The organism is Microbacterium sp. NPDC089695 (genome assembly GCF_044749085.1).
In the GTDB taxonomy this organism is placed as follows: Bacteria; Actinomycetota; Actinomycetes; order Actinomycetales; family Microbacteriaceae; genus Microbacterium.
Map to the genome: position 1 here is coordinate 273378 of NZ_JBIVHG010000002.1, position 15903 is coordinate 289280.

Here is a 15903-nt window from a genome sequence, read left to right on the forward strand (position 1 = left end):
GATGAACGCCTCTACTGGTCCGCGCTCGTCTCGGGCGAGCCTGTCGCGCATCGTCGAAGATCTGGGCTCGACCCTCATCGATCTCGTCGTGCCGGCAATCGACATGGAGCCGATGGTCAGCGACATAGTGATCCATGACCCTGAGGAGGAGCTCGTCGTCCGCGCGGGCGCCCTGGTGCTCGGTGTCGGCGTTCGCGGCGATGAGCAGCTCCAGGACTTTGCCGCGCGCGCCGCCGACGCAGGTGCCGCCGCAATCGTGGTGAAAGGCGCAGCACGCTCGGGACCGCAAGTCGTCGACGCAATCCGTCGGTCCGGAATAGCTCTGCTCGGCCTCAACGTAGGCGTGTCCTGGAATCAGCTCGCAGCGATGCTGCGCACCCTGACTGCGGACGGCGCTCTGCAGGAAGTCTCGACCCCGGGTTCCTCTGGTTCCGAACGCGACCTCTTCTCCCTGGCCAACGCGCTCACGGCTCTCCTCGACGCCCCCGTCACGATCGAGGACCGCAACTCACGCGTGTTGGCGTTCTCCGGCAGACAAGATGAGGCCGACGCCGCGCGCGTCGAGTCGATCCTCGACCGGCAGGTGCCGCCTCGTTTCACCCGGCGGTATGAGGAGGAGGGCGTCTTCCGCGCCCTCTACCGCAGCGATCAGCCCGTTTTCGTGCCGGCGGATCCTGATGACCCGGAGGACACGGCGCTCTCCCGTGTCGCGATCGCTGTGCGCGCGAGCGAGGAGATCCTCGGCTCCATCTGGGTGGCCGTCAGAAACGATCTAGACGAGACCCGCACCCGTGACCTGAAAGATGCGGCCAAACTCGTCGCCCTGGAGATGCTGCGGATGCGCGCCGGTGGACACGTGGAGAGGCGCTTGCGTGCGGATCTCGTCGGCGCGGCGCTGACCGGACGCGCCGAGGCTGCCGAGTCGATCGAGCGCCTCGGCCTGGCCGGAAGGCCGGCCGTGGTGGTCGCGATCGAGCTCCAGGTCGACGAAGACGACAGGGCCCCAGGCGCCGCCGCTCGCCTGGTCTCGGGGCGGGAGCGCGTGAGCGAGGCGCTTGCCATGCATCTGTCGGCGGTCTCGCCGCGTTCGGTGGCCGCGATGATCGGCGACCTCTGCTTCGGCATCGTTCTCGTCCCGAGCGCCGACATCGACGCCGACGAGTCGGCGCTCCGTGTCGTCACGGGGTTCATGGAGCGAGTCAGCTCCCCGTACCGGCTCACCGCCGGTCTGGGTGCCGTCGCCACCGACGCCGCCGGGCTCGAGAACTCGCGTCAGCAGGCGGAGCGTGCGCTGCGCGTGCTGCGCTCCCGCCGGGACCCACGGTCGATCACGCGCCTGCGCGACGCGCAGATCGATGCGCTGATGCTGGAGCTGTCGGACCTCGTCGCGACACGGGGAGAACTGCCGTCCGGATCCATCGGAAAGCTCGCCGCGTACGACGCTGCGCACGGCTCCCGCCTGGTCGAGACGCTCGATGCCTGGCTGGAGAACTTCGGTGAGATCCCGGCGTCCGCCGCATCGGTCTTCACTCATCCGAACACGTTTCGCTATCGACTGAAGCGTGTCTCCGAGATCGGCGAGATCGACCTCACCAGCGCATCGCAGCGGTTCGCCGCCATGATCCAACTTCGCGTCTGGGCACCACAGGCCCTTCGAGGTCGCGCCCGCTGACTCGTTCGCGGCTCGGACGAGTCTGAGCTTCATCTAGAGCTCCAAGGTAAGCCTGAAGTCTCGGATCGGCGCACCAACACCGCCGCCGGCGGCCGATCTACTGTGCGTAGCATGACTCTGATCGAACGCGAAGAATCGCTGCTGCTCGTCATCGACGCCCAGGACAACTTCTACCCGACCCACCGCATCGATGTGGACCGGTACGCGCTGGGCGCCGCCTTCGACCGCACCGCGTGGGTCGCTCTCGCCGCGGCGACGCTCGGCGTCCCCACCATCGCGACAGAGGAGGAGCCCGCCTTCAACGGCCCCACCGACCAACGCATCTCACGCAACTTCGCCTCCGGCGCGATCACGCTGGAGAAGACTTACTTCTCCGCGGCGGACAATCCGAACATCATGGCGGCGATCGAGGCGACCGGACGCTCAACGATCGTGCTCACCGGCCTCGAGAGCGACATCTGCGTGGCCCATTCCGCGCTGCAGCTCGCGGCGCGCGGCTTCCGCGTGGCCGTGGCCCACGACGCCGTGTTTTCACCCGGCGCCGCGCATCGGGAGGGGCTGCGGCGGATGGAGCGCGCCGGCATCGAGTTGCTGTCGGCGAAGGGCGTTTTCTACGACTGGATCCGCAACGTGGACGGACTCGATGACGCTGTCGCCCGCGAACCGCGGCTGCGCGCCACCCCCGGGTTCCACCTGTGAGCGCACCATCCCGCCTACGTGACGCTGAGCTCGCCCTGATCATCGAGGATGCACGAACCCTCATCAACGTCGAGTCGCCATCCAGCGACCGTGCCGCCATACGCGCGGTAGTCGACGCCGCCGCCGCGATCCTCACAGCCGACGGCTTCGATCCGGAGATCCTCGAGATCGACGGCTGCGCCCAGCTGCGACTCATCGGCGGACCGCTGGCATCGCCACGCGTGCTGCTGCTCGGGCATCTGGACACGGTGTGGCCGCACGGGTCGCTGGAGACGCATCCCTCCCGCACGACCGACGGACGCATCGAAGGCCCCGGATCGTTCGACATGAAGGTCGGGGCCGCACTCGCCTTCGCGCTGCTCCGGCGGCTCGGGCCGGGTGCCGCGGTGACGCTGCTCTTGACCGGCGACGAGGAGATCGGTGCATCGACCTCGCGCACATTGATCGAGGAGACCGCCAGTACTGCCGATGCGGTGCTGGTGCTGGAGGCCTCAGCCCCCGGCGGTGCGCTGAAGACCCGGCGCAAGGGCATCGCCGAATACTATCTGACAGCCGAGGGGCGCGCCGCGCACGCCGGCCTGGAACCCGAGCTCGGAGTCAACGCGACGCTCGCCCTAGCGGGGGCGGCGCTGGAGATCGCCGGCTTCGGGGATACCGGACTCGGCACGACCGTGACGCCGACCCGCCTCACGAGTGGAACCACTCTCAACACGGTACCCGCATCGGGAGTCCTCTGCGTGGACTCCCGTGCCTGGACCGTCGCCGAACAGCAGCGCGTCGATGCGCGCATGAGGGCGCTACGCCCGCTCATCGAAGGCGCGGGATTCCGGCTCGAGGGCGGGCCTTCGCGCCCACCGATGGAGTCGGCGAGCTCGGCCGATCTGTTCCGGAAGGCTGTCGAGGCAGCGAGGACGCTCGGGCAGGTGCCACCGGAGGAGGCGCACGTCGGAGGAGGCTCTGACGGGAACTTCACCGCTGCTCTCGGCGTACCCACGCTCGACGGCCTCGGCGCCGTCGGAGGAGGGGCTCACGCCGACGACGAGCACGCCCTCGTCGACGCTCTCCTCCCCCGGTTGGACCTGCTTGAGCGCCTGGTCCGCGATCTCTTCGTAGACGCCGGCCCGGCCTGGTCTGCAGGTACCAACGCCTCCGCGACTGTCGTCTGAAGTTACGGACACGGCGACCGCCGCACCGAGAAGGATCTCTAAGGTGAGCATCGCATCGTTCCCCACGACCGCCGAGAAGCCGGCCGACGGAGCCGCCCGCACCGCGGAAGTGGCCGCGCAGCGCGCTGGCGTCGAGATTCGCCCCCTGGCCGATCTCGGCGACATCCGAGCCGCGTGCGAGCTCCTGGACGACGTGTGGGGCGACGGCGGCCCGGTCAGCGCGAACCTGCTGGTCGGCGCCATGTCCGCGGGCAGCTATCTCACCGGAGCCTATGCTGGCGGCGACCTCGTCGGGATGTGCCTCGCTCTGTGGGGACCGCCTCCCGCTTCCGTGCTGTACAGCCACATCGCCGGCGTTTCCGCCACCATGCGCGGTCGCGACGTCGGCTCTGCGATCAAGCTGCACCAGCGCGCGGCAGCCCTCGCCCGGGGTGTCGACACGATCACGTGGACCTATGATCCGCTCGTCGCCCGCAACGCCCACTTCAACATCCGCAAGCTCGGAGCTCGCCCCGTGGTCTATCACGTCGACCACTACGGCCCGATGCGCGATGCGATCAACGGCGACGACGAAACGGATCGCCTCCTGGTGCGATGGCAGCTCGACTCCGAAGAGACCCGGGCCGCCCTCGCTCGCCATGCCGCAGGCCTCGAGGGCGCTCCAGCTGTCGTCCTCGCCTGCGGATCGGACGGGTATCCTCAGCGCCGGGGGGAGGCCGGTTCCCTGCTGCAGGTGAGCGTGCCGGCCGACATCGAGCAGCTTCGGCGAACGGACCCGGCCGCGGCCAGAGCCTGGCGAATCGCTGTGCGCGACACACTCGGCGACCTGCTCTCGAGGGATGCGACGGTCGTGGACTTTGACCGGGCGAGCTCGGCCTACCTCCTCAGAAAGGACATCTCCGCATGACCATCGACTCGTTCACTCTTCACCGCGTGCGCCTGGAGCTTGTCTCCCCGTTCCGGACGTCGTTCGGCTCGCAGTCCACCCGCGACCTGATCCTCATCGAGGCGACGGACGGCGATGTCGCCGGCTGGGGCGAGTGCGTGGCGATGGCCGAGCCCCGGTACTCTCCCGAATTCGTCGACGGCGCATGGCAGGTCATCTCGCAGTTCCTCGCGCCGGCTCTGCTCGCCGAGGTTCACCTGACCGCGTATGACGTGCAGCGCGTGCTCGCGCCGTTCAAAGGGCACCGGATGGCGAAGGCGGCCCTTGAGATGGCCGTGCTCGACGCGGAGCTGCGTCTGCGCGACCAGTCCTTCGCGGACTTCCTCGGCGCGAGTGGGAAGAGCGTCCCCAGCGGGGTCTCGATCGGGATCATGGACGACATCGAAAGTCTCCTCGAGGTCGTCGGCGGCTTCCTGAACGAGGGCTACCAGCGCATCAAGCTGAAAATCGAGCCGGGTTGGGACATCGAGCCGGTGCGCGCCGTCCGCGAGCGCTTCGGAGACATCCCGCTGCAGGTCGACGCCAACACCGCGTACTCCCTGCAGGATGCCGCACACCTCGCCCGCCTGGACGAGTTCGACCTGCTGTTGATCGAGCAACCGCTCGACGAGGAGGATCTGGTGCAGCACGCCGAACTCGCCAAGCGCCTGCGCACCCCGGTGTGTCTCGACGAGTCGATCACCTCTGCCAAGGCCGCCGCCGACGCGATCGCTCTCGGCGCGTGCACCATCGTGAACATCAAACCGGGCCGGGTCGGCGGCTACCTGGAGGCACGCCGAATCCACGATCTGTGCCAGGCCCACGGCCTCCCCGTCTGGTGCGGTGGAATGCTGGAGACCGGCATCGGCCGGGCTGCGAACGCCGCCCTCGCCGCCCTCCCAGGCTTCACCGTCGTCGGCGACCTGTCGGCATCCGACCGCTTCTACCGCGAGGACTTGACCGAGCCGTTCGTGCTGGAGGACGGGGGCCTGCGGGTGCCGACGGGCGCCGGGTTCGGCGTCGTGCCGGACGCCGGACGGTTGGCGGCGGCGACCGTGGAAACGACCCGAATCGACCGCCCGGTCTCGGTCGGCGCAGGCCTCTCGTGATGCGGGCGCCCCGGCCCCTCGGCGTGCTGGGCGGCATGGGGCCGCTCGCCACCGCGCGTTTCTACGAGGCGCTGGTGCGCGCGACTCCGGCTCGTGTCGACCAGGACCACATCCGGACGGTGATCTGGAGCGACCCGGCCATCCCCGACCGCACCGCGGCGATCCTCGGGCATGGGCCGTCACCGGTCCCCGCGATGCTCGCAGGCGCTCGACAGCTACGCCGCCTGGGAGCCCGCGTGATCGCCACGCCGTGCAACACCGCACACCGCTACCTCCCTGAGGTCAGCCGCATCGCCCGCGTGAAGATGATCGACATGGTCGACGAGACTCTGTCGAGAGCAAGCCTCACGGGCTCGTCCTCTGCAGCGATCCTGGGCACCCGCGGAACTCGCGCTGCCCGCCTCTACGACAGCGCGGCAGAGCGCCACGGATTGCGCATCGCCTACCCGACGGAACGCGAACAGACCGACCTCATCGATCGCGCCATCCTCCTCGTCAAGGAGGGTCGGTCGCTGAAGGAAGCGGAGACGCTCATCGCACTCGCCGCGTCGGCCGCGCAGGCGGCAGGAGCCGATGTAGTGGTGGCGGCGTGCACCGAGATCCCTCTCGTGATGGCCACCGCGGCCGCGTCCGTGACCATGATCGACTCGATCGACTGCCTCGCCGCGGCCTGCGTGCGGGTGCTGCGACCCGCACTTCTAGCTGCGGCATGAGCGCGGCCGATGCCCGAGACTGAGAAGAGAGCAAGGAGGACCCGTGCCGGACAACGATGAGCACCCGCTCCAGGAACGCCTCGATACGCTGATCGAACAGCACCGCGTGCCTGGAGCCGTGATCGGCATCCAGATGCAAGGAGCGCGGACCTTTGCGGCAGCCGGCGTGCTCGGCACGCGGACCGGCGTGTCCGCCACCGTCGACTCGCTCTTCAAAATCGGCTCGATCACGAAGGTGTGGACCGCTGTGCTGATCCATCAGCTGACCGAGGAGGGTCTGCTGGACGTCGACGCCCCCGTCGTCGACGTGCTCCCCGACTTCCGATTACGCGACCCGGATGCCGCGCGGCACATCACTTTGCGCCAGCTTCTCAACCACACCAGCGGCATTGACGGCGACATGTACGCCGACACCGGGCGCGGAGACGACGCCCTCGCCCGATACGTCGATCTGCTCGCCGACGTGGGCACGATCCATGCTCCCGGCGCCGCGCTGTCGTACTGCAACGCAGGCTACAACCTCGCCGGCCGGATCGTGGAGGTGCTGCGCGGCACGACCTGGGAGCGCGCGCTGCACGACCGGATCTGTACGCCCCTCGGACTGGCCGACACCGTGACCTTCGCCGAGGACGCCATCCTCCACCGTGCGGCGATCGGGCACGTCGTCGACGCCGACGGCGCACTCACCCAGACCGGCACCTGGGCTGTGCCACGTTCCAGCGGCCCTTCCGCTGTCATCGCGACGACCGCCGCCGACCTTCTCTCCTTCTCCTCCTGTTTCCTCACGGATGCCGACGCATCCGGACTCTTCCGCTCGCCCGCATCCCCTCGCGCGATGCTGGTGCCCGAGCATCCCGTGCCGATCCCCGGCATGGGTGTCTCCGCGTGGGGACAGGGCTGGTTCCACGTCGACTGGGACGGGCACCACGCGATCGGCCACGACGGAGCCTCCTCCGGACAGCGCGCGTACCTGCGCGTCTTCCCCGACGACGGGCTGGTCGTGACCCTGCTGACCAATGGCGGAAACGGCGGAGCCCTGTTCCGGGACCTTGTCGCGCCCGTCGTTCACGAGCAGATCGGAGCCACAGCGCCCGCACGGATCGACGCGACCCCGGCTGCCGTCGTCGATGATTCCTCCCGACCGGGGCTCTACGTTCGCGATACCGAGCGGAACGAGGTGTACCGCGACGACGACGGGCGACTGCGTATGCGCCAGACCTGGACCGGTGCCCTGTTGGACGGTGAGGATCCGGATGACCTCGTCGACGAGTTCTTCCTGCGCGCTGTCGACGAGTCGACATTCATCGCCTCGGCCGCACCGGACGGCGCCGGCGAGCCCGTCAGCTTCATGAGCGTCGACGGGGTGGAGATGCTGTGCTTCCTGATGCGGGCGAGTCCGCGCGTCGGCGGCGCCTGAGCTTCACGACAGCGCTTCGCAGGCCGGCACACACTGGGTCTCAGGTTTCGGATAGGACCACGAACATCCTGCTGCTCACCGCTCCTACTCTGCAGATGTGACCGATTCCGCAACCGCCTCTGCCACGATACTGCGTCTGTTCCCGGGAGGTTCCCATGCCGTTGACGGCGAACTCGTCGTCGGCGGATGCCATGTCTCCGATCTCGCAGCGACCTACGGCACTCCCCTGTATGCCTACGACGAGCACGAACTGCGGTCCCGGGCTCGTCGCTATCGTGAAGGGCTGGAGGCGCGCCGGCCCGGGTCGCGAGTTGTGTTCGCCTCCAAGGCGTTCCCCGCGGTCGCGATGTACCGGCTTGCCGCGGAGGAGGGCCTCGGCATCGACGTGGCCGGAGAGGGAGAACTGCGGTTGGCTCTCGCCGCCGGTGTCGATCCTTCCTCGATGGTGCTGCACGGCAACGCCAAGACGGATGCCGAACTGCGACTCGCCATCGAGTCCGGTGTCGGCCTCATCGTGATCGACAACGATGACGACGTTGATCGGCTCGAGCGTCTCGGCGCTCGTGATCAGCCTGTGCTGGTGAGGATCCAGCCCGGCATCGCTCCGGAGACCCATGCATCGCAGTCCACAGGTGGGAACGGCTCGAAGTTCGGGCTACCGCTCGCCCACGCACGGAAGACGATCGCGCGTGCCGAGGCCGGCTCCGCCCTGCGGTTCGAGGGCATCCATCTGCACATCGGCTCGCAAGTTGTCGATCTGGAGTTCTTCGCGGCGGCGGTCCGGATCGCCGGCGACTTCGGAGACGTCCAACGCTACGACGTCGGCGGCGGTCTCGGCGTGGACTACCTGCGCGGCGACGAGAACCCGTCGATCGAGGATTACCTGGACGCGGTCACGCAGGCCGCGGGCGCCTGCCTTCCAGCATCCGCACAGCTGATTGTGGAGCCGGGCCGTTCGCTGGTGGCGCCTGCGGGCATCTCGCTGTACTCGGTGACGACCGTCAAGCGGGACGGCCCGGTCTTCGTCGCCGTCGACGGCGGGATGTCGGACCTGCTGGACGTCGCGCTCACCGGTCAGCCGTTCGAAGCGGTCATCGCCACGCGGCTGGATGCTCCAGGCGACACCGTCGTCGAGATCGTCGGGCGGCAGTGCGAGTCCGGAGACTTGCTCGCGTCCGGGGCGGCACTCCCGGACCCAGTGGTCGGAGATCTGCTGGCCATCCCGGTGACCGGCGCCTACGGCTACACCTTCGCCAACAACTACAACGGGGCGTTGAAGCCGGCAGTCGTGTTCTGCGAGGACGGCCGTGCTCGGCTGGCCGTCCGTAGAGAGACGCACGAGGATCTGCTGCGCTCCCACCTGTCCGATGCGGCGTACGCGGTGACGAGGAACGGAGAACACTCATGAAGGACGACGACCGGATCACGGAAGAGATCGACGCGATCTTCACCGCGGTGGGGCTGGAGGGCTTTCTGATCGCGGAGGAGATCGGAGCATCCGGCAGGAGCATCGAACTCCGTGCTGACGAGCCGGTGGTGCTGGCATCCGTGTTCAAGATCCCCATCTTCGTCGCCTTCGCCCGCGCCGTCGCCGACGGTGTGCTCGATCCCGCAGAGACCGCCACGGTGACCTCCGAGTACCGCACCGGCGGAGTGGGCACGGGCGGCGCGAAAGATGATGTTACGGCGAGCCTCCGCGACCTGGCCGAGCTGATGATGACCCTCAGCGACAACGCGGCGACTGACGTGATCTTCGACCGGGTCGGGCAGGCGGCAGTCGATGAAGTAGTGACGGACGCCGGGCTCACCGCGACCCGCATCGTCGGCCGCTGCGTGGACCACCTGGCAGTCGAGGCCGCACACCTGCGTGGAATCCGCCGCCCGGGACTCGACCCGCACCGCGAGAACCCCTGGAGCGGCGTGACTCCCGCCGAACTGCTGACGTTGCCCACGCTCGATCCCGCAAGCGGACTGTCGGTGTCGACGCCGCGTGACATCGCTCTGCTGCTGCGGCGAATATGGCAGAACGAGCTCGCCTCTGCGCAGGCCTGCGCCGACACCCGTGCTGCGATGTCCCGGCAGAAGTCCACCGCACGCATCCCGTCCGGGTTCTTGCCCGCGGTGCGGGTGGCCGGCAAGACCGGAACCCTGGAGGGCATCCGAAATGAGGCTTCCGTGGTCACATACCCCGACGGGAGAGCCTTCGCCGTCGCGATCTTCACTCGCTCGGAAGAGGTCGCCGAGCGACAGCCCGAACACGATCGCGCGATGGGGGCCGCCGCTCGTCTTGTAGTCGACGCACTTCGACGGGAAGGCAACGACCGCGGCTGAGAACTCGTCCCCTCTGACACCTCACTGGTCGCGTTCGTGGCTGGCACAGGGGACGGCTGGTCTCGATAAGTTCCCCTGGGACATTCCGCTCGACGATAGTAATCCATCGGGCGTGATCGATTTCAGGCGGGGTGGGGTCGAGCCAGTCGCAGGCCTGCGGTTCGGCCTGCCTGAGGACGTCGAACTGAGCACCCGACATTGCCGGCGATGCCGAGCTCCCACTAGTTCCTGGATGTGGGGAACGACCTCCGCATCCTCTTCTCCACGCCGTCGATAGCACCATCCTGTTCCCCGGCCTTCCAACCCCGGGACAGCAAGGTCGTCGACGGACGCCAGGGCGTCCTCTGCGTTTTACCAACCGACGTGAACGACACCTGAATGTCTCTCGCGTTGACTCAAGCACCAACCCAGCTACTTCGACGTGCGGTAGGAGAACTCCTTCTGGATTTCGCTGAGGAGTCGCATCTTCTCCTTAAACGACATCTTCGAGTCCGAGATCTGCTTCTCGTGGGTCTTGCGCACGACGGCCAGCGCCTTCTTGTACTCCTTGCGGTGCTGCTCGTTCTGAGCCTCTCGTTGCTTCCGCTCCGCCGGCGTCTCGTTCGGTGCGGCGGTGACGTACTTCCGTTCGACGGCTCCGGCGAACCACAGCCGGCAGTTCCCGTCGAGCGGATCCCCCGCAGCGTCGCGGGCTTCTCGCTCCGCTGCCATCTCAGCCCTGACGTCCTCGATGCTCCGGCGAGCCGCCTGCTTGTCCGCAGCGATCTCCGCGCGAAGTCGCTCGGCATCCGGGTTGTCTTTCGGTCGGCGCTCGATGGGTTCCGCGGCGAGCTGCGACCGGATGAGGGCCTCTTCCTCCGCCGGCGTCCGCTCGACCGGCTGTGAGGGAGCGGACGCCGAGGGGACCATCCCCTTGTACGACGCCTGCAGCGCGCGCCGGTAGTCGCCCGGCGACCCGGAGAAGTGTGCGACGTCGCCGTTGCGGAAGCGGATCACGAACTGGACGACATCGTCCTTGAACGCCTTCGGGAGTAGCCCGCCGACGACCGCGCCGACGGGACCTGCGAACGCAGCGCCGGCGAAGATACCGACGCCGCCCTTGGCGTAGTTGTACTCTCTGCCAGCGCCAACCATTTCGACAGATTCCACGGTGCTCGCGTTCAAGTCCCAGCTCCCGGAGGGGACCCGGCTGAGGGTTCCAAACCCGATGGCGTAGACGCCCATACGCGGCAGGGTGCCGGCGATGTAGTTGAGGGTCATGGCATGAGCATAGCTATCGTCTCCGCCTAAGAGGTGTCGCCCGCTCTCTCAACTGCGTTGCCCCACACCCAACAGCGGAACACCTGTTCCTCTGCTCGGAACTCGACGCCCGCAGCGAGCGGCGTTGACCGGAGGAGCTTCGCATCAACGCAGATCGCTTCGGGCCCGAATCACACCCACGCACGAACAGGGACGAACGGATGGGGATAGATCGTGACAGGATGCTCGCGCAGACCGAGTTCTCGGTCCGTCAACGACTGGAGCGGTCCCGCGCGGGCGGCGGCGAGTATCGCACGGTGTTGCGCGCGCATGTCGTAGTGCGCCGCCAGACGCTTGCTCGACCCCACGCCGGCTCCTCTCTCTCCGGCCTAGACTCACGCTAACAAGATTCGAACACATGTTCTATTCTTGATCCATGCTTCCCTCCACCGCTCCCCCTCCCGGCACCATATGGATGGTCGACGACATTCCTTCGAGAATGCTGTTCGCCGGCCACCGCTGGCGGGTCTCGGATACCCCGACACGGTTGCGTGACTCGATCTGGTCCGCGCCGTTAGAGAGCCACCGCGGCCTGTATGGCTGGCGGTTCCAGGGCACCAACGAGGACGGTTACGCGATGGTCTTCGACGTCTTCAAAAGCAAAGACGGCTGGCACGTGCATCGGAGTTACGACTAGCCGCGGCTGTCCTGGCGTCATCCTGCTCGGGACACACGTATATCATCGGTGGTCCTTGGTCGTGCGGATTCCTGACGCGAGATTGTTGCTCGTAAGCGTTCATGGTGCAGGTTCGCTGGTCGCGTCCAGCCATTGGCCGGTGATCCATCGCGCATCGTCGGAGGCGAAAAACGCGACGATTTCGGCGACATCGTCGGGGTCCGCGGTGTGTTCCAGAAGGTTCTCCGTGAGGCCGGCCGCTGTGTCGGCGACGTGTTCGATGCGCGTGGCGCGGGGCCCGACGGAGTTGACCGTGATTCCTCGCGCGCGCAGGTCCGGGGCGAGAATGGTGGTGAAGGCGTCCATGGCCGCCTTGGACATCGCATACGGGAGGAGGTGCGAATCGCAAGTGCCGTAGGGGTAGCGGCTGGCGACGTGGATGATGCGGCCGTGGTCTCGTAGCCGTGCCAGTGCATGTTGCACAAGCAGGAACGGGAGGCGGACGTTGGCGTCGAAGACCTCATCGAGGTCCTGCAGCTGAACGTCGATGAGTGCGCGGCGTCGCCCTGTGGTATCCGCGTGGCTGACGAGCACATCGAGATGTCGGGCGTGGCGGTCGAACTGCTTCCAGAGCTCGGGCATCCCCTCCGATGAATGGAGATCGGAAACGATAGGGAACGCTCTTCCCCCCGTCTCCTCAATCTTTCTCGCGATGATCGCCGCAGCTTCGGTGCGGTGCCCGAGATGAACTCCGACGGTCATCCCGGAGTCGGAGAGTTTGAGTGCGACGGCGGACGCGATGTCGGCGCTCGCACCAACCACCAATGCCGTCCTGCCACTCTCGGTTGTGTCCATGTCGGGTCCGAACGCCGTGCGTCACGCCCTCCGACGCCGCACGGGCAGCAGATCGGAGACGATGGTCGAAGCCGCCAGGCCGTCGGCGACCGGTGAGACTGCGCCGGAGGCCATCGCGAGCCCCGGGATCTTCTCGACGGTGGTCTCGAAATCCAATGACTTAGTAACTCCTGGCGCTCCATTGAGCTCGACGCTGACGATGGGGCTGCCTTCGATTGTGTCGGACGTGATGTGCGAGGAGGTAGTAGTGAGCGATGTGATTGGCATACCAACTCTCCGCGAAGATCACTGTGCAATGTCGCTCACCAGAGGCGGGCAGTCGTGCGGGTCGTCGAACGGCCGGGACGATGAAGGCAGTGCTGACGCTAAGGACGACGTCTCGACCGGTCCGCGTGGTGCCGCTGCTCGAATGAAGCGGCACCACGCGCGCTTCACTCGTTGCCGATGGACTTGTCGATGTTGTCGCGGACGGAATCGACATGCGCCTCGACGCCCTCGGGCGCGACTTTCTTGACGAAATTGGCGCCGGCGTCGAGGACAGAGTCGCTCACGGATTCCGCTTGTTCACTGTGCAGAACCTCTTCGATCTTGTCCTTGTTCTGCTCGAGGAACTCTTTGCCCTTATTAACGAGATCATCGATACCCATGACCCGCTCCTTCCCGCCCACCGGGCGTCTTCGGTTCTACGCGCAGGTCGCGACGTAGCCTAGAGACCGTCGGGAACGGTCATCGTCAAGAGGACGACCAGAGAACTGGACGCGACGAAAGCGGCGATGTGCCACCACGGATTGATGAGGTGTCCCTCGGTTCGCCTGGGCCGGAGCAGCACATCGATCCGCTCTGCCGCCTGGATGTGCGGATCAAGTTCGTTCGCTTCAGTGCCTGGGCTCACTGAGATGCCCACACGGCGAACTTGCGTAGCATCTCGCAATTCGCGCGGGGGGTGGAGGGGCAACCGGATCCCCCCCGGTGCCCCTCCTGCTTCTCCTGCCGTGAGCGCGCGGGGAGTGGCGCCGTCACGGTGATCCCCAGGATCCAGGAGAAGCGGCTTCATGCGCATTCCCACAGTGACTTGATGCGGGCAGCAGCGTCTTGCATGCATGGAGCAATAGGGAAGCCGCGGCCAGGAGCCGTGACGGCCGAAAACCAACGTTCGGCCGTCGGCTCGGGTCCCCCGCATCGCATATGATCCCCCGCTGCAGTTGGGCTCCCCAGTAGAACCCAAGGCAAAATATATCGATATACGGTGACCGGCGAAAGTAGTGCGGGAAGTATCAGGCGTTCAGTCAGAGTTGGTGGAGGCGCAGGAACGCTTCCTGCGCAGCACTCGCGTTCCTGTCGACGACAGCCTGCCGCGTCATCCGGTACCAGAGATCGCGCTCTTCACGGGTGCCTAGCGCAGGTCGCGCAGTCCGCAGGTTGCGTTCGGCGATGAGGGCGGTTTCACTCATAACTCGCTGAAGCACAGCGTTACCGGTGCGTAACGTCATGAACTTGATAAAGCGACGAGCAGCAAGGAACAGCTCCGCGTTGTCCCCTGCGGAGTTGGCCGCGATGAGAGCATCGATAGCTTCGACGGCGACCATGATGTCGTCGTCGTCGAGCCGAGGAACTGCGATGCGAATCGCCGTCGCTGCCTGGTGTCCGGTGAACTGAAGCGTGTCAAGGATGTCCTGCTCTGTGACTTCTGCGACCCTCGTGTAGCGGTTGACAACCGTTTCGACAAGACCGATCCGGGAGAGACGTTGGAGCGCTTCACGCACCGGAGTCCTGGAGACATCGTACCTTTGCGCTATCTGGACGTCCCTTAGAATCTCGCCCGACTGGAGAGCGCCCTCGATAATCTCGCGGCTCAGTCGGTCGAACACGGCGTCCGCCAAGGTCGAGGCGCTAGGTGTTACTGCGGCGCTCTGAGGCTGCCTCATTCAGAGTTCTCCTCCCTCCCCCACAGTAGTGAATCCGCTCATGGGCGGCGCGCCGTTCACGGGAACCCGGTCAAGGCGACGGTCCTCCATGCTCCTCCCTGCGGATTCGTCACGCTGCGCCTTCTCGCTCCCCGCCGACGCGAGGATTCGCAACTGCCGCGTGTCGTTCCTCGAGTCGTGCTCCCGCGGGTCACGGATAACGGGCTGGTCTAGTCGTCGCCCACCGACGCCGAAGCAGCACCGACGGCAGCCGCTCCGGCGGCTTCCTCCTGCTCTAGCGTTCGGCGGCGAAGCACGGAGCTCTCACGCCAGAGCATGTAGATACCCGTCCAGAGGAGCATGCCGGCTATAAGGACGAGGCAGGGGAAGAGCACGATGAAGTCCATCGCCGTTCCAATAGGCGGTGCACCTGGCATCGAGCCTCGCAGAGCCGGGAACGACAATAGGGTCGCCGACAGCCAGATGACGTTCGAGAACTCCAGCTTGCGGCGGAGGATTGCGCTTCCGATGATGACGACCGCCATCAAGGTGGTGAGGAGGATCGCGAGCACGTAGAAGCTCACAAGTGTGATGCTCAGCAAGTCTCGGCTGCCGTCAATGGTGACAGGAACGAGCGTTCGTGATCCTTCAGTCATTTCATCGCCTCGGTCCGCAGTGAGGACCCATGGGCGCGCAGAGTTGGTCAGTTCAATGACGAAAGGCACCGCCCGACCCGTCTCGTCGTCCTGCACGCTGAGCTGGAAGTCAGCGTACGGCGTGTCGAACGGGTACGCACTGTCCCCGCGCTGCAATGAGAGCGTCAGCGAGGTGGGGTCGACAATTGACTCTCCCGGGAAAGTGACGACCGACGTGGTGATTCCCGCGCTGGACACTTCGATACGAAGGTTCCGCGAGATCTCACCGGCCTTCTCGCCCACGAGGTCGCCGTGGGGAATCGGTATGACGTTGGCCTTCACTACCCGGTTCGTCAGATCGATCTCCTGTGTGGACATCCGCAAGGTGAGGTAGTCGCTCGACGATGCTTCGTTGCCTCCTCGCACGAGTACATCGGTGTTCGTATTGAGCACTCCGGTGAGCGAGACGATGACGTAGTACACGACGAGGATCACCCCGACAACACCAAGGATGATCGGGGCAGGGTTCCGGCGCTGTCTGCGTTCCGAGTCACTCATCGTT

The 15903-nt window shown here is 66.4% G+C and carries 16 protein-coding genes; 10 read left to right on the forward strand and 6 right to left on the reverse strand.

Going from position 1 to position 15903, the window contains the following annotated elements:
• Position 1: 1 nt before the first annotated feature.
• The 9 genes from ACIPYT_RS14425 to ACIPYT_RS14465 all read left to right on the forward strand — a co-directional run bounded on the left by ACIPYT_RS14425 (position 2) and on the right by ACIPYT_RS14465 (position 10032).
• Positions 2 to 1672, forward strand: a complete 1671-nt coding sequence (locus ACIPYT_RS14425) for a PucR family transcriptional regulator (RefSeq protein WP_401075590.1) — start codon at positions 2 to 4, stop codon at positions 1670 to 1672.
• A gap of 111 nt (positions 1673 to 1783) precedes the next feature.
• Positions 1784 to 2371: an isochorismatase family protein gene (locus tag ACIPYT_RS14430; RefSeq protein WP_401075592.1), complete on the forward strand. Its 588-nt coding sequence runs from the start codon at positions 1784 to 1786 to the stop codon at positions 2369 to 2371.
• Complete coding sequence (locus tag ACIPYT_RS14435; RefSeq protein WP_401075595.1) at positions 2368 to 3537, forward strand: M20/M25/M40 family metallo-hydrolase; 1170 nt, start codon at positions 2368 to 2370, stop codon at positions 3535 to 3537. Before ACIPYT_RS14430 ends, ACIPYT_RS14435 begins: the two co-directional genes overlap by 4 nt.
• Positions 3538 to 3580: 43 nt before the next feature.
• Complete coding sequence (locus ACIPYT_RS14440; RefSeq protein WP_401075597.1) at positions 3581 to 4444, forward strand: GNAT family N-acetyltransferase; 864 nt, start codon at positions 3581 to 3583, stop codon at positions 4442 to 4444.
• Positions 4441 to 5571: an o-succinylbenzoate synthase gene (menC, locus tag ACIPYT_RS14445; RefSeq protein WP_401075600.1), complete on the forward strand. Its 1131-nt coding sequence runs from the start codon at positions 4441 to 4443 to the stop codon at positions 5569 to 5571. The genes ACIPYT_RS14440 and menC overlap by 4 nt, the downstream gene beginning before the upstream one ends.
• A complete protein-coding gene (locus tag ACIPYT_RS14450) occupies positions 5571 to 6284 on the forward strand; it encodes an aspartate/glutamate racemase family protein (protein ID WP_401075603.1) in 714 nt (237 codons plus the stop codon). Before menC ends, ACIPYT_RS14450 begins: the two co-directional genes overlap by 1 nt.
• A 43-nt stretch (positions 6285 to 6327) precedes the next feature.
• Positions 6328 to 7701, forward strand: a complete 1374-nt coding sequence (locus ACIPYT_RS14455) for a serine hydrolase domain-containing protein (RefSeq protein ID WP_401075605.1) — start codon at positions 6328 to 6330, stop codon at positions 7699 to 7701.
• A gap of 97 nt (positions 7702 to 7798) precedes the next feature.
• Positions 7799 to 9109: a diaminopimelate decarboxylase gene (gene lysA / locus ACIPYT_RS14460; RefSeq protein ID WP_401075607.1), complete on the forward strand. Its 1311-nt coding sequence runs from the start codon at positions 7799 to 7801 to the stop codon at positions 9107 to 9109.
• Complete coding sequence (locus tag ACIPYT_RS14465) at positions 9106 to 10032, forward strand: serine hydrolase (protein WP_401075611.1); 927 nt, start codon at positions 9106 to 9108, stop codon at positions 10030 to 10032. Before lysA ends, ACIPYT_RS14465 begins: the two co-directional genes overlap by 4 nt.
• A gap of 411 nt (positions 10033 to 10443) precedes the next feature.
• Here ACIPYT_RS14465 and ACIPYT_RS14470 read toward each other — a convergent pair whose 3' ends face one another.
• Positions 10444 to 11292: a hypothetical protein gene (locus ACIPYT_RS14470; protein WP_401075614.1), complete on the reverse strand. Its 849-nt coding sequence runs from the start codon at positions 11290 to 11292 to the stop codon at positions 10444 to 10446.
• Positions 11293 to 11707: 415 nt separating this feature from the next.
• Here ACIPYT_RS14470 and ACIPYT_RS14475 point away from each other — a divergent pair, with 415 nt between their 5' ends.
• Positions 11708 to 11968, forward strand: a complete 261-nt coding sequence (locus tag ACIPYT_RS14475; RefSeq protein WP_401075616.1) for a hypothetical protein — start codon at positions 11708 to 11710, stop codon at positions 11966 to 11968.
• Between the two features lie 99 nt (positions 11969 to 12067).
• Here ACIPYT_RS14475 and ACIPYT_RS14480 read toward each other — a convergent pair whose 3' ends face one another.
• The 5 genes from ACIPYT_RS14480 to ACIPYT_RS14500 all read right to left on the reverse strand — a co-directional run bounded on the left by ACIPYT_RS14480 (position 12068) and on the right by ACIPYT_RS14500 (position 15899).
• On the reverse strand, positions 12068 to 12802 hold the full coding sequence (locus ACIPYT_RS14480; protein WP_401075619.1) for an SDR family oxidoreductase: 735 nt from the start codon (positions 12800 to 12802) through the stop codon (positions 12068 to 12070).
• 21 nt (positions 12803 to 12823) lie between these two features.
• A complete protein-coding gene (locus ACIPYT_RS14485) occupies positions 12824 to 12958 on the reverse strand; it encodes a hypothetical protein (RefSeq protein WP_401075622.1) in 135 nt (44 codons plus the stop codon).
• A 275-nt stretch (positions 12959 to 13233) separates the two neighbouring features.
• On the reverse strand, positions 13234 to 13449 hold the full coding sequence (locus tag ACIPYT_RS14490; RefSeq protein WP_401075624.1) for a hypothetical protein: 216 nt from the start codon (positions 13447 to 13449) through the stop codon (positions 13234 to 13236).
• A gap of 639 nt (positions 13450 to 14088) precedes the next feature.
• Positions 14089 to 14727, reverse strand: coding sequence for a GntR family transcriptional regulator (locus tag ACIPYT_RS14495; protein ID WP_401075626.1), 639 nt, complete (start codon positions 14725 to 14727; stop codon positions 14089 to 14091).
• Positions 14728 to 14936: 209 nt separating this feature from the next.
• Positions 14937 to 15899, reverse strand: a complete 963-nt coding sequence (locus ACIPYT_RS14500) for a DUF4436 family protein (protein WP_401075629.1) — start codon at positions 15897 to 15899, stop codon at positions 14937 to 14939.
• Between the last annotated feature and the right edge of the window lie 4 nt (positions 15900 to 15903).